Here is a 19895-nt window from a genome sequence, read left to right on the forward strand (position 1 = left end):
CCTCAGATGAATATCCAGCAAGGGGCGACGCAAGCGCCGGGGACCGGCGGCGCGCTGCTGCAAGCATTGTTCGACGCAATGCCAGGCCGCGCCGCCTTTCTCGACGTGGAGCTACGCTATCGCTACGTCAATCGCGAGTTTCTCTTTGCGCTCGGAGCGACAGAGGATCGCGTCATCGGAAGGTTCGTTGACGACGTTTTGGGCGCCCAAGCGGCCAGTCTTTACAAAGCAGCGATGCAAAATCTTTCGGTGAACGAGCCGCAACGCCTGCGCCGTTTCGTTGACGACGCAGACGGCGCCCCCGGTTGGATCGAAGAGGAGCTCAGGCCGTTCACGCCGGGCGGGGTCATGCAGGGCGTCGTCTGCGTCGCGCGCCCGCTGGCCGACGCCGAGCAGCAGTGCGAAAGCGATCGACTGGAATTGCTGGAATCGCACAGGACGCGGGAGGCGATTCATGCGGCGGTGGTCGACTCCGCTCTGGACTGTATCGTCGTTATCGACGCGCAGGGCCGTGTCGTCGAGTTTAATCCCGCGGCTTCGGCGACATTCGGCTATTCGCGCGAGCACGCGATCGGCAGGACCGTCGCCGAACTGATCGTCCCTGTGGAAATGCGCGATCATCACAACAGCGGGCTTGAGCGCTTCCGCGCGGGCGGGCCGGCCTCCGTTATCGGGCGGCGCGTCGAATTGGAGGCGATGCGCGCCGACGGTTCGCGCATTCCCGTCGAATTAGCGATCACGGCGGTTGGCTCGGGCCCAAGCGCGCTCTTCACTGCGCATCTTCGCGACCTGCGTCCGGCGCGAGAAGCACAGGCGCAAATCGAAGGCCAAAGAGAAGCGCTCTACCAAAACGAAAAGCTCGCAGCCCTTGGGTCGCTCCTCGCCGGGGTGGCGCATGAACTCAACAATCCGCTCTCCATCGTCATCGGACAGGCGCTCATGCTGCGCGAGGCGGCTCAGTCGCATGCGAGTTTCGACACGCATTTTGAGGAATTTGCGGAACGCGGCGCGAAAATCGAGACAGCCGCCAACCGCTGCGCCCGAATCGTCAAGGTTTTCCTGGCCATGGCCCGTCAGCGCGAGGCGGAACGCGGAAGGGTCGAGATTCCCGATCTCGTCGAGCGCGTGCTCGAACTGCTTTCGTATGGACTGCGGACGGCGGGCATCGAGGTGACCAAAGACGTCCCTGCGGACCTGCCGCCGCTCTTGGCCGACAGCGACCAGTTGCATCAGGTGCTGCTCAATCTGGTGGTGAACGCCAAGCAGGCGCTCGAAGCGCAGCCGGCGCCTCGGCGGATTTCGATCGTCGCGCGCGCCGATCAAGCGGCGCAGACGCTCGATGTCCACATTTCCGACAATGGGCCGGGCGTTCCAGAGGCCATCCGCAGCCGCATTTTCGATCCTTTCTTCACGACGAAGCCGCAGGGGGTGGGAACCGGAATCGGACTCGCCGTTTCGCGCGGTCTCATCGAGTCGCACGGAGGTTCGCTCAGTCTGGAGCCGCCGCATCCGGGCGCGGGCGCTGTTTTCGCGATCCGCCTGCCGATCGAGACCGTGAGCGTCGAAAGCGCCGCCGTTGCCGAAAATACGACGACGGCGACGCAGCGGATCAAGCCGAGGCGTGCGCTGATCGTGGACGACGAAGTCGAAATCGCAAGCTTGCTCGGCGAAATTTTGCGACGGCTCGGCTTCGACTGCGAGATCGCGACGAGCGGCGACCATGCGAAACAAGTGATCGCCGCGCGGCCGGCGGACCTCATTCTCTGCGACATCCGCATGCCCAACGGCGACGGCCCGGCTTTCTACGACTGGCTCAGCGTCGAACATCCGCAGATGACCAACCGCATCGCCTTCGTCACCGGCGACGTTTTGGGTCCCGGCGCCGATCGCTTCATCGCGCGTTCGGGCTGTCCAATCATAGAGAAACCTTTTGCGCCGGAGGACATCCGCCTCGTCGCTGATTTGTTGTGCGACGACGCGGCGGCGTGAACCGGGGCTCGCGACGAATTTCAACAGCAGCGAAAGGCGCGCTCGCCGCCGGCGCCGAAACGCGCATTCTCGCGCGCACGGAAAAATTCGTCGCGCGTCATGATCGGCGCGTCTCCGTGCCGCGCGCGGACATGCACGACATAGGCGTCGTAATCGCCTTGGCCGACCATGAGCTTCGCGCCATCGCGCAGCTTGCGCGCGAGACGATTGAGATCAAGCCCCGGCAGGCTGCAGATCGTGCAATTCATCCTCGGTCTCCCGCGTGGTGACATGTTGCGCAGCCCGCGCGGCGCGAATGGCTCGGATCGCGAAGCCGAGCATCGCCAGAACCAGCATGACGTAAATCGCGCAAAGCGTTGCGTCGACATAGTCGTTGAAGATGACGCGCTGCATCTCGGCGAGAGTCTTCGCCGGCGCCAGCAGCTGATCCTTATCGGCGGCGGCGGCGAATTTTCTCGCATGCACCAGAAAGCCGATGCGCGGATCCTCATGGAAGATTTTCTCGAAGGCCGCCGTCAGCGTGCAGATATAGAGCCACGCCGTCCGCGCGATCGCGACAAAGGCGTAGCGCTCGCGCTTCATCCGATAGAGCACCACGACGCACAGCGTCAGCGCGATCGCCGCGAGCATCTGGTTGGCGATGCCGAACAGCGGCCACAGCGTGTTGATGCCGCCGAGCGGATCGATCACGCCCTGATAGAGGAAATAGCCCCAGCCGCTCACGGCGATAGCGGTCGCGGCGAGGTTCGGCACCCAGGCGCGCGTATTCCCGAAGGCGGGAAAGAAGGCGCCGAAGAGATCCTGGATCATGAAGCGCGCGACGCGCGTGCCGGCGTCGATCGTGGTCAGGATGAACAGCGCCTCGAACAGAATCGCGAAATGATACCAGAAGGCTTTCGCCGCCGAGCCGCCGACGGCGGAAGAGAGAATATGCGCCATGCCGACGGCGAGCGTCGGCGCGCCGCCGGTGCGCGACAGAATCGTCTTCTCGCCGACTTCGGCGGCGACGCCGGAAAGCGTCTCGGGCGTGACCGCGAACCCCCATGAGGAGATCGCCGCCGCGGCGGAATCCGGCGTCGCGCCGATCAGCGCCGGCGCGCTATTCATGGCGAAATAGACGCCGGGCTCCAGCACGCTCGCGGCGATGAGCGCCATGACAGCGACAAAGGATTCCATCAGCATCGCGCCATAGCCGATCAAGCGCGTCTGCGTTTCGTCGCCGATCATCTTCGGCGTCGTGCCGGAGGACACAAGCGCATGAAAGCCCGACACCGCGCCGCAGGCGATGGTGATGAACAGAAACGGGAAGACGCTGCCGGCGAAGACCGGTCCGGTGCCGTCGATGAAGCGGCTGATCGCCGGCATCTGCAGGTCGGGCCAGACGATGAAAATGCCGATCGCGAGCGACAGGATCGTGCCGACCTTCAGGAAGGTCGACAGATAGTCGCGCGGCGCGAGCAACAGCCACACCGGCAAAACTGACGCGACGAAGCCATAGCCGATGAGCATGAAAGCAAGGGTCTCGGCCTTGAAGGAGAAGAGCGGCGCGAGCAACGCGCTCTCCGAGACGGTGCGGCCGAGCGCGATGCTCAAGAGCAGCAGAACGAAGCCGATCGCCGACATTTCACCGATGCGCCCGGGCCGCAGATAGCGGCCATAGACGCCCATGAACACGGCGATCGGCAGCGTCGCGAGAACGGTGAAGGCGCCCCAGGGACTATCCGCGAGCGCCTTAACGACGACGAGCGCGAGCACCGCCAGCAGGATGATCATGATGGTGAGAATGCCGACCATGGCGATGACGCCCGGCACTTGCCCCATCTCGGTCTTGATGAGATCGCCGAGCGAACGCCCGTCGCGGCGCGTCGAGATGAACAGGACGAGAAAATCCTGCACGGCGCCGGCGAAGATGACGCCGGTCAACAGCCACAAGGTTCCGGGCAGATAGCCCATCTGCGCCGCGAGCACGGGGCCGACGAGCGGTCCGGCGCCGGCGATGGCCGCGAAATGGTGGCCGAACAACACCCATTTGTCGGTCGGCACATAATCGAGCCCGTCGTTGCGGCGGACCGCGGGGGTGCGGCGCCGCGCATCGAGCCCCAGCACCCGCTCGGCGATGAAGCGCGAATAGAAGCGATAGCCGATGGCGTAGGTTCCGATCGCCGCCGTGACGAGCCACATGGCGTTGACGTTCTCGCCGCGTGAGACCGCGAGCGTGTAAAGCGAGAACAGCACGAGGGCGAACACGAGCGCCCAGGGATACAGCGCGATGGCGTTGCGAGGAGAGCGAGCGAGAATGGTCGACACGATTGCGAGATCTTCGGCTATCCTCCTTCTCCCCGCTGGCGGGGAGAGGGCAGGGTGAGGGGCGAGGCGTATTGCCCCGTTGTTGAGCAAGCATTGTTAGCAGAGATATTGCGATGCGTGGAATACGTCTGCACGAAACCTTTTTCGGCCGTAAGTTACGAATGTCCCAGACATCCGCGGAGCAACGCCTTTGGGCGAAGCTGAGAAGCCGACGTCTCGGCGGATATAAGTTTGTCCGGCAACAGCCGATCGGACCTTATTTCGTGGACTTTCTGTGTCGAGAGCACGCGATGATCCTCGAGGTCGACGGCGCCACACATTCGACTGCGGAAGAGCTGGCGCACGACATGCGGCGAACCTGTTTTCTAAGCGACGCCGGATTTCAAGTTGTACGCGTAACGAACGACGACGTTTTCGCCAATATCCAAGGTGTCTGCGAAACTATTCTCGCGAAAATCCGGGACGACATCGCTGCGAAAAAGCCCTAGCCCCTCACCCCTGCCCTCTCCCCGCGCGCGGGGAGAGGGAGTTAACGGTCAAGGGATCGCGGCGGCCGGCGAAATATTTGTGCAGAGCCTCGCCGAAAAGCGGCTCTTGCGGCGCCGCCGCCGCAAACAACGTCATCGACGAATGAAACTTCAAATCATCGGGAGAGCCGAAGATTTCATGCGCGCTGCGGGCTTGGATGTTGTTGATCAGTCCGACGCATTCCTTCAGCCGCGCGCCCAATAGGGGATGATCGAGATAGGCCTCAGCCTCGGCGAGCGAGCGGATGGCGTAGCGCCGCGCCATCTCGCTTGTTCCGAGGCCTTCGAGCTGCGGAAAAACGAACCACATCCAGTGGCTGCGCTTGCGGCCGGCGGCGAGTTCCGCCGTCGCCTCAGCGTAAACCGGTTTCTGCGCCGCGACGAAGCGGGCAAGGCCGTAAGGATCGTCCGAGGCGCCGGTCATGACCAAATCCGTTGATCAACGCCGATGTCATTCCCGACGCGCGCTTTGCGCGCGATCGGGCATCCAGAGCAAGACCAACATTATAGAATTGGCTCTGGATTCCCGGTCGGACCTCCGGTCCGCCGGGAATGACAGACCAATCGAAGTCCGTCTCACTCCGCCGCTTCCGCGGCGACGGGCGCGTAGTTCAAGATCGGCGCGAGCCAGCGTTCGACCTCGCGCGCCTCCATGCCCTTGCGGCGGGCGTAATCTTCGACCTGATCGCGCTCGATCTTGGCGACGCCGAAATAATGCGCGCTCGGATGCGCCAGATAGAGCCCGCTGACGGAAGCGGCCGGCGTCATGGCGTAACTTTCGGTCAGCTTCACGCCAGTGCGCCTTTCGACGCTGAGCAGATCGAAGATCGTCGCCTTTTCGGTGTGATCGGGCTGCGCGGGATAGCCGGGCGCCGGACGAATGCCGGCGTAGGGTTCGGTCGTCAGCGCTTCGGGCGCGAAATTCTCTTCACGCGCATAGCCCCAGAACTCTTTGCGCACGCGCTCATGCATGCGCTCGGCGAAGGCCTCGGCGATACGGTCGGCGAGCGCCTTGACCATGATCGAGCCATAGTCGTCATTGGCGCGAGCGTAGCGCGCCGCGATCTTTTCTTCTTCCGCGCCGGAGGTGACGACGAAGGCGCCGACATAATCGGCCTTGCCGCTGTCCTTGGGCGCGACGAAGTCGGCGAGCGCAAGATTGGCCTTGCCGTCGCGTTTGGGCAATTGCTGGCGCAGCGTGTGCAGCGTCGCGATCCGCTCATTGCGCGACTCGCCATTGTAGAGCGCGATGTCGTCGCCGATGGAATTCGCCGGCCAGAAGCCGATGACGGCCTTGGGCGTGAACCAGCGCTCCTCGACAATCCGCTTCAGCATGGCGCGAGCGTCGTCGTACAGCGTGCGGGCCGCCTCGCCGCGCTCGGGATCGTCGAGCAGCGACGGGTAGCGCCCCTTGAATTCCCAGGTCTGGAAGAACGGCGTCCAATCGATGTAGGGAACAAGCTCGCCGACGTCATAGCTCGCAAAGGCGCGCGCGCCGCTGAAGGAAGGCTTCGGCGCTTCATAGGCGGCCCAGTCGATTTTATAAGCGTTGGCGCGCGCCTGCGTGAGCGGCACCCGCAGCTTGTCGGCCTGCGCGCGGGCATGCGCCTCCGCGAGGCGCTCATACTCAAGTCGGGTCTGCGCGACATAATCGGGGCGCGTCTTGTCGGAGACGAGCGCCTGCGCGACGCCAACGGCGCGGCTCGCGTCGGTGACATAGACCGCCTGGCCGCGTCGATAATTGGGACTGATCTTCACCGCTGTGTGCACACGGCTTGTCGTCGCGCCGCCGATAAGGAGCGGCGTGTCGAGACCTTCGCGCTCGAGCTCAGAGGCGACGAAGCACATTTCATCGAGCGACGGCGTGATGAGGCCGGAAAGACCGATGAGATCGACCTTTTCCTTCTTGGCGACTTCGAGAATCTTCGCGCAGGGCGTCATGACGCCAAGGTCGATCACCTCGAAATTGTTGCAGCCGAGCACGACGCCGACGATATTCTTGCCGATGTCGTGAACGTCGCCCTTCACCGTCGCCAGCAGGATTTTGCCGGCGGTGGAGCGCTCGCTCTTGTCGGCCTCCATGAAGGGCATGAGATAGGCCACCGCCTGTTTCATCACGCGCGCCGATTTGACGACCTGCGGCAGGAACATTTTGCCCGAGCCAAAGAGATCGCCGACGACATTCATGCCGGTCATCAGCGGGCCTTCGATCACGTCAAGCGGGCGCGTGGAGCGCTGACGCGCCTCTTCCACATCCGCTTCGACGTAATCGGTGACGCCGTTCACGAGCGCATATTCGAGACGCTTCTCGACGGTGTTGTCGCGCCAGGCGGCGTCCTTTTCCTGGGTTTTTCCGGCCGCGCCCTTGAACTTTTCCGCCAGTTCGACAAGGCGCTCGGTGGAATCCTTGCGGCGGTTCAAGACGACGTCTTCGCAAAGCTCGCGCAGCTCGGGGTCAATCTCGCCGTAGACAGCAAGCTGGCCCGCGTTGACGATGCCCATATCCATGCCCGCCTGAATGGCGTGATAGAGGAACACCGAATGCATCGCCTCACGCACAGGCTCATTGCCCCGGAATGAGAAGGACAGGTTCGACACGCCGCCCGACACATGCACATGCGGCAGATCGCGTTTGATGACGCGCGTGGCTTCGATGAAATCGACGCCGTAATTCTCATGCTCCTCGATGCCCGTCGCGACCGCGAAAATATTGGGATCGAAGATGATGTCCTGAGGCGGAAAGCCGACGATCTCGGTCAGGATTTTACAGGCCCGCGTGCAGATCTCGGTCTTGCGGGCGAATGTGTCGGCCTGGCCCTTTTCATCGAAGGCCATGACGACGACGGCGGCGCCATAGCGGCGCACCTTTTGCGCGTCGGCGATGAATTTCTCTTCGCCTTCCTTCATCGAGATCGAATTGACGACCCCCTTGCCCTGCAGACACTTGAGGCCCGCTTCAATCACCGCGAATTTGGATGAATCGACCATCACCGGCACGCGGGCGATGTCGGGTTCGGCGGCGACAAGATTGAGAAATTCCACCATGGCGCGTTCGGAATCGAGCAGGCCTTCGTCCATATTGACGTCGATGACCTGCGCGCCGTTCGCCACCTGATCCCGCGCGACGTCGAGCGCCGCGGCATAGTCGCCGTTGGTGATGAGCTTGCGGAACTTCGCCGACCCCGTGACATTGGTGCGCTCGCCGACATTGACGAAGGGAATGTCCTTGGTCAGCGTGAAGGGCTCCAGTCCGGAGAGACGCAGCATCGGCTCGATGGTCGGGATCGCGCGCGGCGCGACGCCTTTCACGGCGCCGGCGATCGCGGCGATATGGTCCGGCGTCGTGCCACAGCAGCCGCCAAGCACATTGACGAGACCGGCGGTCGCGAATTCGCCGACGAGTTCGGCCATGTATTCGGGGCTTTCATCGTAGAGCCCGAATTCATTGGGGAGGCCGGCGTTGGGGAAGGCGCAGACGCGCGTATCGGCGATGCGGCCGATCTCGGCGATATGCTGACGCATCTCGCGGGCGCCGAGCGCGCAGTTGAAGCCGATCGAAAACGGCTTGGCGTGGGCGAGCGAATTCCAGAAGGCGACCGCCGTCTGACCCGACAGCGTCCGGCCCGACAGATCGGTGATGGTGCCGGAAATCATGATCGGAAAACGGGTTCCGACCGCGTCGAACGCGTCCTCGAGCGCATAGAGCGCCGCCTTGGCGTTGAGCGTATCGAAGACGGTTTCGACGAGCAGAATGTCGGCGCCACCCTCGATGAGGCCGAGCGCCGCTTCCTTATAGGAGGCGCGCAGCTCGTCGAAAGTGACGGCGCGAAAGCCGGGATTGGATACGTCGGGCGAGATCGACGCGGTGCGATTGGTCGGGCCGAGCGAACCCGCCACGAAACGGCGCGCGCCGGTCTTCGCCGCGACTTCGTCGGCCGCCGCCCGCGCCAGCCGCGCGCCCGCGCAATTGAGTTCGAACGCGAGATGCTCAAGCCCGTAGTCGGCCTGAGCGATGGTCGTCGACGAAAACGTGTTGGTCTCGATGATGTCGGCGCCGGCTTCGAGATAGGCGACATGGATCGCCTTGATCGCGTCGGGCTGCGTCAGCGTCAGCAGGTCATTGTTGCCGCGCAGGTCTTTGGCGTGATCCGTGAAGCGCGCGCCCCGAAAATCGGCCTCCTCGAATTTGTGGCGCTGGATCATCGTGCCCATCGCGCCGTCGAGAATGAGGATCCGGCGCGACGCCGCCTCGTCCAGAGCCTTCAAAATATTCGGGCCGTGAGATGTCTCGAAGGTCATGCAAGAGCCTTTTCGCGAAGGGGACGAACGCCGAGCAGGTGACAAATGGCGAAGACGAGGTCGGCGCGATTATTTGTGTAGAAGTGGAATTCATTGACGCCGGCGCGCGCCAGGCTCATCACCTGTTCGACGGCGGTCGTCGCGGCGATGAGCGCGCGAGTCTCCGGGTCTTCGTCCAGTCCGTCGAAGCGCTCGGCGAGCCAGCGCGGCACGCTCGCTCCGGCCTTTTGCGCAAAGCCCGCGACTTGCTTGAAATTGCGGATCGGCATGATGCCGGGCACGATCGGAATGGTGATCCCCCGCCCGCGCGCTTTGTCGAGGAATTTGAAGTAGACGTCATTGTCGAAGAAGAACTGCGTGATGGCGCGCGTCGCGCCAGCGTCGACCTTCGCCTGAAGCGCGTCGAGATCCTGTTCGATCGAGGCGCTTTCCGGATGGCCTTCAGGATAGGTTGAGACCGAAATCTCAAAGTCGCCAATCCGGCGGATGCCGCTCACGAGATCGGTCGAATGGGCGTAGCCCTTCGGATGCGCCTCAAATCGCGAGCCGACGCCGGTCGGCGGATCGCCGCGCAGCGCGACGATATGGCGAACGCCGGCGTCCCAATAATCGCGCAGGATCGCGTCGATGTCTTCGCGCGCGGCCGAAACGCAGGTGAGATGCGCGGCTGGCTTCATTTCGGTCTCGCGCACGATGCGCGCGACGATCGAATGGGTGCGCTCGCGCGTGGTGCCGCCGGCGCCATAGGTCACGGAAACGAAATGCGGCCTTAGCGCCGCAAGTCGATTGATCGTCTGCCAGAGCTGCGTCTCCATCTCCGGCGTCTTGGGCGGGAAGAATTCATAGGAGATCGCAAACTGATTGGGCGAGGCCGTGGGATGAAGAGCGTTAAACATCAGGCTGTCTCATAAGATGCAGTGGGAATGGGATCGGCGATGACGCGCGGATCGCGCGCCAGCCACAAGGACACGGTAAGCTTAGCCCCCTCGTTCGCGTCGGGCGCCAGTTCGCGGCGCTGAACGACGTCAAGCCCCGCCTGCGCCAGCAGCCCGGTGATTTCGGCGTCGGAAAAGCCAAGACGGCGATGTGCATGCTTGTCGCGCAGCGCCTCTTCCTGATGCGGGGCAAAGTCGACGACAAGCAGACGGCCGCCGGGGGCGAGCACCCGCGCCGCTTCGCGCAAGGCGCGGCCCGGATCGTCGAGAAAATGCAGAACCTGATGCATGATCGCGAGGTCGATGGAGTTGCGCTCGGTCGGCAGTGCATAGATGTCGCCCTGGCGCAGCTGCACATTGTCGAAGCCGGTCTCTTCGAGGCGGCCGCGCGCGACGCCGAGCATGGCGGAGGAAAGATCGACGCCGACGGCGCGTTCCGCCTGGGGCGCGAACAGCTCGAGCATCCGGCCGGCGCCGGCCCCAAGATCGAGCAGGTTGCGCACCGGCCTGTCGCCGACGACCTGACGCATCGCTTCTTCGACGCGCTCCTCGGAAACGTGCAACGCGCGGATGCGATCCCATTCCTCGGCATGCGCGGCGAAATAGCGGGCGGCGTTCTCGGCGCGCGCGTGACGCACTTGGGCGAGCCTGGCGCGGTCGCCGGCGAGAAGGGCGTCGTCAGCCTCGAGCCAACCCACGATGGCGCGCGCAAGAGCGCCGGCTGGCCCCGCCGGCGACAGCCGGAAGAACGCCCAGGCTCCTTCGCGGCGGCGTTCGATGAGGCCAGCCTCGACGAGGAGCTTGAGGTGGCGCGAGACGCGCGGCTGAGACTGGCCCAGGATCGCCACGACCTCGCTGACCGTCAGCTCCGACTGGGCGAGCAACGCCAGAAGTCGCAGGCGCGTCTCCTCTCCAGCGGCGTTCAGCGCCGCAAGCGTCGGGTCGAGGGCCAATTTGGCGACGGACTTCATGAGCGCTCCATGAGACATAAAGATATCTATATACGTCAAATGAGCTGAGCGCAACCATGGTCGCCGTTTTTTGACGGCGGAATGGTCTTGACCGAATCCCAAACCGGGTTCATCTTTTCGTTACATCGCACCTGTCGATCCGACAGCATGGTCGGCAGGTTCGCTCGGGCGGGACCTCGATGCGAACGCGATCCAGGATAGGCTCAGACACCCCCTGTTGATGGGCCGAACCGAGCAACAGTGTTGCGAGAGGAGCATGACGCCACCGGGTCAGACTATTTGACCGGCGTTTGGTTCCGGTCACTGGGCGGGCAGGAGCAGCTGCCTGATCCGTCCATCCTCCGAGACATTCGACAATCTTCCGGGCGGCCGAAGGCAAAGGCCAAGCATCGGGCGCCCGTTCACAGACTGGACAATCCAGACTAGCTTCCGAGAGAAGCAAACGGCCCCGTGAGCTCTACGCCACGGGGCCTGTTTTATTTTCCATCAGCAAAAAAATCAGGGTTCCGGGCGAAAGCCGAACGCAACGTTCAGCGCGTTCGCCTTTGGAGGCTCGGAACCAGCTGCTGGGCCGGCTATGCCGGCGCCTTCTCTTCTTCCTTGCTGACGACCTCCAGGAAGGTCTCCGCCGCCTCGCGCCGCTCGAAGACATGCGGCTGCAGACCGCGTTTGGAGAGCGCCTCCTTCATCTTCAGGCGCGCGAAGGCGCTCGTCGCATAGCGGGTCGTCGTCAGATAATAGCGCTGACTCATATAGTCGATCATTTCGGCGTAATCGTCGTAGAGCGCCTCGTTGATCTTCCAACCGTCGTGATTGACGACCGAGTTGACGCGCTTGCCGACCTTGTCCGACGCCTCGATCAGCGTCTTGCGCAGATCGTCGATGTCCTTCTTGGTTCGCGCATGCCAGCCTTCGAGATTGACGAAAAGGATGTTGCGGTCCGCGTCGTAAGTGACGCGATCGGACATGTTGAGATTGATCAGGTCGGCGAGCAGCCCCATCGGCTCATCGATGAAGATGCGCTTATCCATCACTTCCGCGTGTTCGATGATGGGCTTGAAGTCCATATGCGCCAGGATGTCCTTGTCGATATCGATCCCCGGCGCGACTTCGATCAGTTCAAGCCCCTTGTCGACGAGTTTGAACACGCAGCGCTCGGTCACGTAATAGACCGGCTGCTTGCGCTTTTGCGCGAATTTGCCGGAGAAGGTGATCTGTTCGACGGCGTTGAGGAACTTCTTGTTCCGGCCTTCCTGCAGAATGTTCACCTTGCCGTCGGCGATTTCGACGCGCAGTCCGCCATTGGTGAAGGTGCCGGCGTAAACGACGAGGCGCGCGTTCTGGCTGATGTTGATGAAGCCGCCGCAGCCGTTGAGGCGACCGCCGAACTTCGACGTGTTGACGTTGCCCTGCAGATCGCACTCGGCCATGCCGAGGCAGGTCATGTCGAGACCGCCGCCGTCATAGAAGTCGAACTGCTGATTCTGCTGGATGATCGCGTCGGCGTTGGTCGCGGCGCCGAAGCTCGAACCTGAAGCGAGCACCCCGCCGATCGCGCCGGCTTCCGTCGTCAGCGTGATGTAGGGCGTCATCTTTTCTTCGTTGGCGACGGCGGCGATGCCTTCCGGCGCGCCGACGCCAAGATTGACCACGCCGTTCGGCGGCAGCTCGAAACTCGCGCGACGCGCGATGACCTTGCGTTCGTCGAGCGGCATCTTGGCGAACTTCTCGACCGGCACGCGGATTTCGCCGGAAAGCGCCGGATTGTGGATCACGCCGTAGTTCATGCGGTGCATTTCCGGCGGATCGGCGACGACCACGGCCGAGACAAGAATGCCCGGGATATGCACGTCTTTCGGCTTGATCGAGCCCTGTTCGACGATGCGCTCGACCTGCGCGATGACGAGCCCGCCATTGTTATGGGCGGCCATGGCCTGAGCGAGATTGTCGAGGACGAGCGCCTCGCGCTCCATCGAAATATTGCCGGAAGGGTCGGCCGAGGTGCCGCGAATGAAGGCGACGTCGATCTTGGTGGCGATATAGAACAGCCACTCCTCGCCCATGATGTTATGGTATTTGACCATGTCCTCCCGGGTGCGGTCATTCACCTTGCCGCCGCCAAAGCGCGGGTCGACATAGGTATAGAGACCGACTTTGGAGAAGAGGCCCGGCTGGCCGGAGGCGCAGGCTCGGTAGAGCTGCGAGATGACGCCCTGCGGGAGATTGTAGCCGCAGATCTTGTTCTCCTGCGCCGCCTGGGCGACCTTCGGCATGCGGCCGAAATTGGCGGCGATGACTCGGCGCAGCAATCCTTCGTGATGAAAGCGCCCGGTGCCCAGGCCCTTGGAGTCACCGGCGCCCGCGGTCATGATCAGCGTGAGGTCACGCGGATGCTGGCTCTCGACGAAGCGCTTTTCCAAAGCGGCGTGCAAGGCCTCGGGAATGCAGCTCTGGACGAAGCCGGTAGTGGTTACGACGTCATTGTCGCGAATGAGCGCAATCGCCTCGTCGGCGGTAATGACTTTGTTGTTCGCCATGTCCTCAGGGTTCCCTCGCTCCCCACTCTTATTGGTTGCGGACTGTTGACGTCGCCGCTCTGGTGGGCGTTTTGCACAAATTGAGCGCTCAACCGTAGAGACCGCGCCGCTCTTGCGCAATAGCGGCGATGCGCCGCAGTTCGGCCGCAACCTCGCCAACGCGCGGGAGATCGGCCCTTAGAGCGCTTCCCGATCACATGAAATCATGTGATCGATAAGGAACCGCTCAAGATCAAAGTATTGGAGCAGGCTCTCATCGAAAAAGTCTGTCAACTTTTTCGGAACCTGTTCTAGTCGCCGCGGTAGACGCAGCCCTCGAAACAGCTGTCACGAAAGACGCCGACTTCGGCAAGACCCGGCAATGTCGGCGAGAGGTCGCGCCAGATGTAGGCGCAGAGATTTTCGAGCGTCGGCTTCCCGAGGCCTTCGAGGTCGTTGAGAAACGAGTGATCGAGGCGTTCGCGCAGTTCCGCGAGCCTACGGCCAAGCTTGCCGAGGTCCATCACCCATTGCTCTTCGACGCTGGGCGCGCCGCGCAGGGTGACGCGCACGCGAAAGGAATGGCCGTGCAGATTGCGGTATTTGCCGCCCTCTGGAGCCTCGGGATCATAGAGCGCGTGCGCCGCCTCGAAATAAAACTCCCGAAAGACCTCGAAACTCGACACCGTCACTTCACCCCGATCGCCTTGTGGGTTTGCAAAGACAGACGCCAGCGCGGATGCGCCAGGCAGTAGCTGACCGCGGCATCCGTATTGCGCGAAACATCCGGCCCGTCCATGGGCTGCAGCAGAAAATGCGCGAAGTCGAGCCGCTCATAGGCGGCAGGGTCGACGCCTTGCTGGGGGTAGACGAGCTTCAATTCCGCGCCGCTCGTCTGGGTCAGCGGCGCGCCGCCCTTGGGCGAGACGCAGATCCAATCGATCCCAAAGATGACGGGCAGCGTGCCGTTCGTCTCGATGGCAATTTCAAAACCCTGCCCATGCAGCGCCGAAACCAAGGCCTCGTCGATCTGCAGCATCGGCTCGCCGCCGGTTAGCACCGCGAAGCGTTGCGCGCGGGCCTCCCCCCACAGCGTCGCCAAATGGCCGGCAAGCGCCGCGGCGTCGGCGAACTTTCCCCCGCCCTCGCCCTCGAAGCCGACGAAATCCGTGTCGCAGAACTGGCACTGCGCGGCGGCGCGATCCGCTTCGCGCCCACTCCACAGATTGCAGCCGGCGAAACGGCAAAACACGGCGGCGCGGCCCGCGTTAACGCCCTCGCCCTGCAGCGTTTTGAAGGCTTCCTTGACGATGTAGGCCATTGTTCGCTCTAGATCACGCTGCATTTGGGCGAAATCGCCCAAATGCAGTAACGTGATCGATCTCAAAGTTCTAGAGCGCGCTTTACGCGAAAAACCGGCATCCACTTTTTCGCAGCGCGCTCTAGCGCGGACGCCGCGCGGCGTAAAGCGAGGCCGCCTCTTACCCGTTCTTGGGAAGCTCCTTGTCCTTACCGTCAGGTTCGGGCGCTGGCTGCGGGCGCGGGTCGAGGCTGCGGATATAGGAGACGATGTCGTCGATCTCCTTGCGCGAGAGATGCATGTCGGGCATCGGCGGATGAGGATCCATCAGGAAATGGCCAAGCTTCTTCCTGTCGGTTCGGCGCTGGGCGATATCGAAGAAGGACGGCGCGTCGGCCGAGGCGCTGGTCTGATCCGACGTCACCACATGGCAGGACGCGCACCATCGCTTCGCGACGATCGCGCCGCGCTGGGCGTCGCCCGCGGCAAGCGCCATAGTTGCGAAAGCGGCGCTCCCGCCGACGAGGGCTATTGCGAGCGTAAGGCGTCGAAGCTGCATGTGGTTTTCCTTAAGCGGGAGCCGTCGATTCGCTTCGCATGAAAGCACAAGCGCGGCTCGCTGGGTATCGGCGCCTCTCATGCAAGCTTGCGTCAGGACGACGCGTGTCCGCGAGGCGCTGCTGCATTTTTGCAACAGACATGTGTTCTGATTGCAACAGTACGGCGGATTAGCATCTTGCCCACGATTGTCGCTGCGGCAGCCCCTTTTCAGACACAAAAGCTGAGCTAAGGTGATCGGGTCACAAGCTCATTCGAGATGCGGAGACAGGCGCCGAGAGATTTCCCTTTCGGCCGCAGGTTCCTTCTTTCCCTCTCGCTGATCAGCGGTGACGGCTGGCGTATGCCTCAAAAGACGTCGGGCGTCTTCAGGGTTGAAGGAAGTCGGAATATTATGGTCGGAAGCGTTCATACGGGCGTGATTTCAGCCTTTAGGCGCAGGAAGCGCGCGGCATTGCCGATCTGCCTTTTCGCGACGAGCCTGGGCATGCTGGTGACGGCTTTTGTCGCGCCGGCGCCCGCTCTTGACGCGCCTTCTACGGCCGCGAGGGCCGAGGCGCAACCTCTGCCGATGTTCAAGGATCCGCGCGAGGCTCTGCGCGCCGGAGTCGAAAGCTACCATGCCGGCGACGCCGCGACCTCGGTGACGGCGCTACGCTATGCCGCCGAAGGCGGAGAGCCGCTGGCGAAGTGGAAGCTTGGCAGGATGTACGCCGAAGGCGACGGCGTCATGCGCGACGACGCCAAGGCTTATGAATATTTCGCGCAAATCGTCGATCACTACGCCGACGACGAGCCGGATCCGCGCGAGCGGTCGATGGCGGCGAGCGCCTTCGTCGCCGTGGGCGTTTATCTGCGTGACGGCGTTCCAAGCGCAAAGATCAAGCCCGATCTCGATCGCGCTTTTGATCTGTTCCGTTATGCGGCGACCTATTTCCGCAACGCCGACGCGCAATACAATCTGGCGCGCATGTATCTCGAAGGGGCCGGCGCGAAGAAGAACGTCCGTCAGGGCGTGAATTGGCTGGAGCTTGCGGCGCGCAAGGGCCACCCGCAGGCGCAGGCGATGCTCGGCCGGATGATGTTCACCGGCGAGGCGAGCGGCGAGCCGGAACGCGCGCGCGGATTGATGTATCTGACGCTGGCGCGCGACGCTGCGGGCGGCGCCACTCGCGACCAATGGATCGCGGATTTGCACGCCGAAGCGCTGAATTCCGCCAGCGACGCCGACCGTAGCGCGGCCGTCACCATGCTCGAAGGCTATCTGCGCGAACGCAACTGACGTTCAGATTTCAACCGGCTTGGGCCGCAGCGCCCTTGAACTTCACCGGAATGCTCAAGAAGCGCGCGCCATCTCCGCGCGGCGGCGGAAACTTGCCGGCGCGAATGTTCACCTGAATTGAGGGCAGCAGCAGCCGCGGCGCGGCAAGCTCCTGATCGCGCTTCAGTCGTCCGGCCACGAAGTCTTCCTCGCTGACGCCGTCCTTGATCTGCACGTTCTTGGCGCGCTGCTCGGCGACGGTTGTTTCCCAAGCGTAGACGTCTCGTCCCGGCGCCTTGTAGTCGTGACACATGAAGAGCCGCGTCTGCGGGGGCAGCGAAAGAATGCGGCGGATCGATCGGTAAAGCGCATGCGCGTCGCCGCCGGGGAAATCCGCGCGCGCCGTCCCATAGTCGGGCATGAACAGCGTGTCGCCGACAAACACCGCATCGCCGATCTTATAGGCGACGTCGGCCGGCGTGTGGCCGGGCGTGTAGATCGTTTCGCCCTCGAGTTCGCCGATCTTGAACCGCTCGCCGTCCTTGAAGAGGTGGTCGAAGCAGCCGCCGTCGGCCGTTACGTCCTCAGCCCCGAACACCGCCTTGAAGATCTTCTGGACCTTGTCGATGTGTTCGCCGATGCCGATCTTCGCGCCCGTCGCCGCCTTGACGATTTGGGCGGCGGAAAGATGGTCGGCGTGCGCATGAGTTTCGAGAACCCAATCGATTTTTAATCCATCCAGCGCCGCCTCGGCGAGGATGGCGTCGATCGAATGCGAATCGGCGACGCCGCTCGCCGGATCATAATCGAGCACGGGATCGACGATCGCCGCGCGCTTCGTGGCGGGGTCGCTGACGATATAGGTGATCGTGTTGGTGGGCTCGTCAAAGAAGGCCCTGACGGATGGCGCCTGCGGCATCGATCTCTCCTTCATTGCAGCGCTCAAGCGCTTCTCTTCGTTGGCGCTTTCGCCTTTTCCTGCTTGCGCCGTCAGATATATGCGTTATAGCTAAATAAGCAATAGCTAATATTATACGCGCGAAGGAGCGACATGCTGACGGCTCTTCCTGTGGACGCCGTGCTTGGTCTGGTTTCCGGCGGAGTCGTCGGCTTCACGCTGGCGCTCGTCGGCGGCGGCGGCTCGGTGCTGGCCGTGCCGCTTCTCGTCTATCTTGTCGGCGTGCCCAATCCCCATATCGCGATCGGCTCAAGCGCCGCGGCCGTCGCCGTCAACGCCCTGATGAGTCTCGCCAATCATGCACGCGCACGGACCATCAAGTGGCGCTGCGCCTCTGTCTTCGCCGTTTTCGGGGTTGCTGGCGCATTCGGCGGATCGACGCTCGGCAAGATCATCGACGGCGAGAAGCTGCTCGCGCTGTTCGCGCTGCTGATGGTCGTCGTCTCCTATCTGATGCTGCGGCGCCGGGGCGCGCTGGGCTATCCAGCGGTCAGGCTCAACCGCGAGAATTTCCCCCGGCTTGTCGGCGCCGGCGCCACGGCCGGCGCGCTTTCGGGCTTCTTCGGCATCGGCGGCGGCTTCCTGATCGTGCCGGGGCTGATGTTTGCTTCCGACATGCCGATCTTGAACGCCATCGGCTCGTCGCTCGTCGCCGTCGCCGCCTTCGCGGTGACAACTGCGGCCAACTACGCTTCTTCAGACCTCGTGGACTGGGAGCTTGCCGGGACGCTCGTGCTCGGCGGCGCATTCGGCGGATTGATCGGGGCCGCGGCGGCGCGACATCTGTCGAAGATGCGCGGCGCGCTGAGCGCCGTCTTCGCGACGGTCATCTTCGCGGTGGCGCTTTATGTGCTCTGGCGCAGCGGCGGCGCGCTCGGTCTACTCGATCACGCGGCGAAATCGGCGTAGATCGCGACGTGATCGGAAGGTTTCTCGCCGGCCCGCATTGATTTGACGATCTCCACCCGCGCCAGCCGATCAGCCGCTTGCGGCGAGAGCAGAAGATGATCGATGCGAAGCCCCTTGTTCTTCTGCCAGGCGCCGGCCTGATAGTCCCAGAACGTATAGAGCCCGCCTTCATCCGACGTCGCCCGAAGCGCGTCGGCATAGCCGAGATTGACCAGGCGCTGATAGGCGGCGCGGGTCTGCGGCAGGAATAATGCGTCGCCGAGCCAGGCGGACGCCTCATAGACGTCGCGCGGCTCCGGGATGACATTGTAGTCGCCGGCAAGCACCGTCGGCTCTTCGAGGTGAAGCAGCGCCTCCGCATGGCGCGTCAGCGTCTCCATGAAGGCGAGCTTGTAGAGATATTTCTGCGTGTTCGGCGGATTGCCGTTTGGCGCATAGATCGAGGCGACGCGCATGACGCCGCCGGCGCCGTCGGCGATGACCGCTTCGATGTAGCGCGACTGCGCCTCGCCGTCGAAGCCCGGCAAACCGAGAGTGACGTCCTGAAGCGGCGATTTCGAGAGGATCGCGACGCCGTTGAATCCCTTCTGCCCGTGGACAGCGACGTTATATCCGGCGTCTTCGATTTCGAGTCGCGGAAAAACGTGATCCTCGCACTTCGTTTCCTGCAGGCAGAGCGCGTCGGGCGCGGCCTCTCGCAGAAAGGCGAGAAGCGGCGCGAGACGCTGCCTGACGGAGTTGACGTTCCAAGTCGCGATGCGCACCGTCGGCTCCCAACGCCGCGCGCGTTAATCGAGACGATATGTGGCGTGGCAGGCGTTGCAGGCTTGCACGACTTGCGACAGTTCGGCAAGCGCGGGACGCATGTCGCCGCCGGGCCCGATCTTGGCCGCCTCCTGCGCGAATTTGCTCGCCTGCTCATGCATCGTCAAACCAAGCGCGCGCATCTCGTCGGGCATGTGATGCGCCATCATCGCGGGCATATCGCCAAGTTCGCCGCTCTTGGCGTTCGGCTTGCACGCCGCCGCGCCAGACGACGCCATGCCGAGGCGCGTGTCGGCGATTTTCGCCGCGCCCGCGCCGTCGCCCTTGCCCAAGGCCGCCAGGATCTCGGCGACCGACTCGGCATGCCCGCGCATATTGGCGAGCATATGCGCGCGCATCGGCCCCGGAAGGTCGACCTCCTGACGCGTGTCGCTCATCTTTGGCGACATTTTCATATGCTCCATGTTCATCTGCTTCATATGCGCGCTGTGTTCGTCTGTATCGTCGCCTGCGATAGCGGCGGCGGCGAAGAGCGACAATCCGCATGCCGCGGCGAAGAAAAATATTTTCATTCCGGCCTCCCCTTCATGTGACAATGGC

General features: G+C 63.2%; 17 protein-coding genes. 4 read left to right on the forward strand and 13 right to left on the reverse strand.

The window, feature by feature from the left end; all coding sequences use genetic code 11:
• Positions 1 to 6 precede the first annotated feature (6 nt).
• Complete coding sequence (locus ACPS74_RS09775; RefSeq protein WP_029649439.1) at positions 7 to 1989, forward strand: hybrid sensor histidine kinase/response regulator; 1983 nt, start codon at positions 7 to 9, stop codon at positions 1987 to 1989.
• Between the two features lie 20 nt (positions 1990 to 2009).
• On the opposite strand, the gene ACPS74_RS09780 is transcribed toward ACPS74_RS09775, so the two are convergent.
• Together ACPS74_RS09780 and ACPS74_RS09785 are read right to left on the reverse strand one after the other, a co-directional pair.
• Complete coding sequence (locus ACPS74_RS09780; RefSeq protein WP_029649441.1) at positions 2010 to 2237, reverse strand: YbdD/YjiX family protein; 228 nt, start codon at positions 2235 to 2237, stop codon at positions 2010 to 2012.
• Complete coding sequence (locus tag ACPS74_RS09785) at positions 2203 to 4296, reverse strand: carbon starvation CstA family protein (RefSeq protein ID WP_425622373.1); 2094 nt, start codon at positions 4294 to 4296, stop codon at positions 2203 to 2205. Before ACPS74_RS09785 ends, ACPS74_RS09780 begins: the two co-directional genes overlap by 35 nt.
• A gap of 161 nt (positions 4297 to 4457) precedes the next feature.
• Here ACPS74_RS09785 and ACPS74_RS09790 point away from each other — a divergent pair, with 161 nt between their 5' ends.
• On the forward strand, positions 4458 to 4784 hold the full coding sequence (locus ACPS74_RS09790; protein WP_239753703.1) for an endonuclease domain-containing protein: 327 nt from the start codon (positions 4458 to 4460) through the stop codon (positions 4782 to 4784).
• A 4-nt stretch (positions 4785 to 4788) separates the two neighbouring features.
• Here ACPS74_RS09790 and ACPS74_RS09795 read toward each other — a convergent pair whose 3' ends face one another.
• From ACPS74_RS09795 to ACPS74_RS09830, 8 genes are all read right to left on the reverse strand, one after another.
• The gene (locus tag ACPS74_RS09795) at positions 4789 to 5247 is read right to left on the reverse strand and encodes a DUF1810 domain-containing protein (RefSeq protein ID WP_029649447.1); all 459 of its coding nucleotides are present in this window, start codon (positions 5245 to 5247) and stop codon (positions 4789 to 4791) included.
• Between the two features lie 152 nt (positions 5248 to 5399).
• Positions 5400 to 9122, reverse strand: coding sequence for a methionine synthase (metH, locus tag ACPS74_RS09800; protein ID WP_029649449.1), 3723 nt, complete (start codon positions 9120 to 9122; stop codon positions 5400 to 5402).
• On the reverse strand, positions 9119 to 10018 hold the full coding sequence (gene metF, locus ACPS74_RS09805; protein WP_029649451.1) for a methylenetetrahydrofolate reductase [NAD(P)H]: 900 nt from the start codon (positions 10016 to 10018) through the stop codon (positions 9119 to 9121). Before metF ends, metH begins: the two co-directional genes overlap by 4 nt.
• Positions 10018 to 11028 carry an ArsR/SmtB family transcription factor gene (locus ACPS74_RS09810; RefSeq protein ID WP_029649453.1) on the reverse strand — a complete coding sequence of 337 codons (1011 nt, stop codon included), beginning with the start codon at positions 11026 to 11028 and terminating at the stop codon, positions 10018 to 10020. Before ACPS74_RS09810 ends, metF begins: the two co-directional genes overlap by 1 nt.
• A gap of 575 nt (positions 11029 to 11603) precedes the next feature.
• Complete coding sequence (locus ACPS74_RS09815; protein ID WP_029649455.1) at positions 11604 to 13565, reverse strand: acyl CoA:acetate/3-ketoacid CoA transferase; 1962 nt, start codon at positions 13563 to 13565, stop codon at positions 11604 to 11606.
• A gap of 290 nt (positions 13566 to 13855) precedes the next feature.
• Positions 13856 to 14230: a 6-pyruvoyl trahydropterin synthase family protein gene (locus ACPS74_RS09820; RefSeq protein WP_036241614.1), complete on the reverse strand. Its 375-nt coding sequence runs from the start codon at positions 14228 to 14230 to the stop codon at positions 13856 to 13858.
• 2 nt (positions 14231 to 14232) lie between these two features.
• The gene (queE, locus tag ACPS74_RS09825; protein WP_029649457.1) at positions 14233 to 14865 is read right to left on the reverse strand and encodes a 7-carboxy-7-deazaguanine synthase; all 633 of its coding nucleotides are present in this window, start codon (positions 14863 to 14865) and stop codon (positions 14233 to 14235) included.
• A gap of 160 nt (positions 14866 to 15025) precedes the next feature.
• Positions 15026 to 15403, reverse strand: coding sequence for a c-type cytochrome (locus tag ACPS74_RS09830; RefSeq protein WP_036241631.1), 378 nt, complete (start codon positions 15401 to 15403; stop codon positions 15026 to 15028).
• A gap of 393 nt (positions 15404 to 15796) precedes the next feature.
• On the opposite strand from ACPS74_RS09830, the gene ACPS74_RS09835 reads away from it, so the two are divergent.
• Positions 15797 to 16684 (forward strand): tetratricopeptide repeat protein, encoded by an 888-nt coding sequence (locus tag ACPS74_RS09835; protein WP_029649461.1) that lies wholly within the window; start codon positions 15797 to 15799, stop codon positions 16682 to 16684.
• 10 nt (positions 16685 to 16694) lie between these two features.
• Here the strand turns inward: ACPS74_RS09835 and ACPS74_RS09840 are convergent, their stop codons facing one another.
• Positions 16695 to 17582 carry an MBL fold metallo-hydrolase gene (locus tag ACPS74_RS09840; protein WP_029649463.1) on the reverse strand — a complete coding sequence of 296 codons (888 nt, stop codon included), beginning with the start codon at positions 17580 to 17582 and terminating at the stop codon, positions 16695 to 16697.
• A 132-nt stretch (positions 17583 to 17714) separates the two neighbouring features.
• On the opposite strand from ACPS74_RS09840, the gene ACPS74_RS09845 reads away from it, so the two are divergent.
• Positions 17715 to 18530, forward strand: a complete 816-nt coding sequence (locus tag ACPS74_RS09845) for a sulfite exporter TauE/SafE family protein (protein WP_029649465.1) — start codon at positions 17715 to 17717, stop codon at positions 18528 to 18530.
• Here ACPS74_RS09845 and xth read toward each other — a convergent pair.
• Entirely contained in the window at positions 18509 to 19294 is a 786-nt protein-coding gene (xth, locus tag ACPS74_RS09850; protein ID WP_029649467.1) for an exodeoxyribonuclease III, read from the reverse strand. The genes ACPS74_RS09845 and xth overlap by 22 nt on opposite strands.
• 24 nt (positions 19295 to 19318) lie before the next feature.
• Positions 19319 to 19867, reverse strand: coding sequence for a cytochrome c (locus ACPS74_RS09855; RefSeq protein WP_029649469.1), 549 nt, complete (start codon positions 19865 to 19867; stop codon positions 19319 to 19321).
• Positions 19868 to 19895: the final 28 nt, after the last annotated feature.

This window comes from Methylocystis sp. SB2 (genome assembly GCF_049817085.1).
Taxonomy (GTDB): domain Bacteria; phylum Pseudomonadota; class Alphaproteobacteria; order Rhizobiales; family Beijerinckiaceae; genus Methylocystis; species Methylocystis rosea.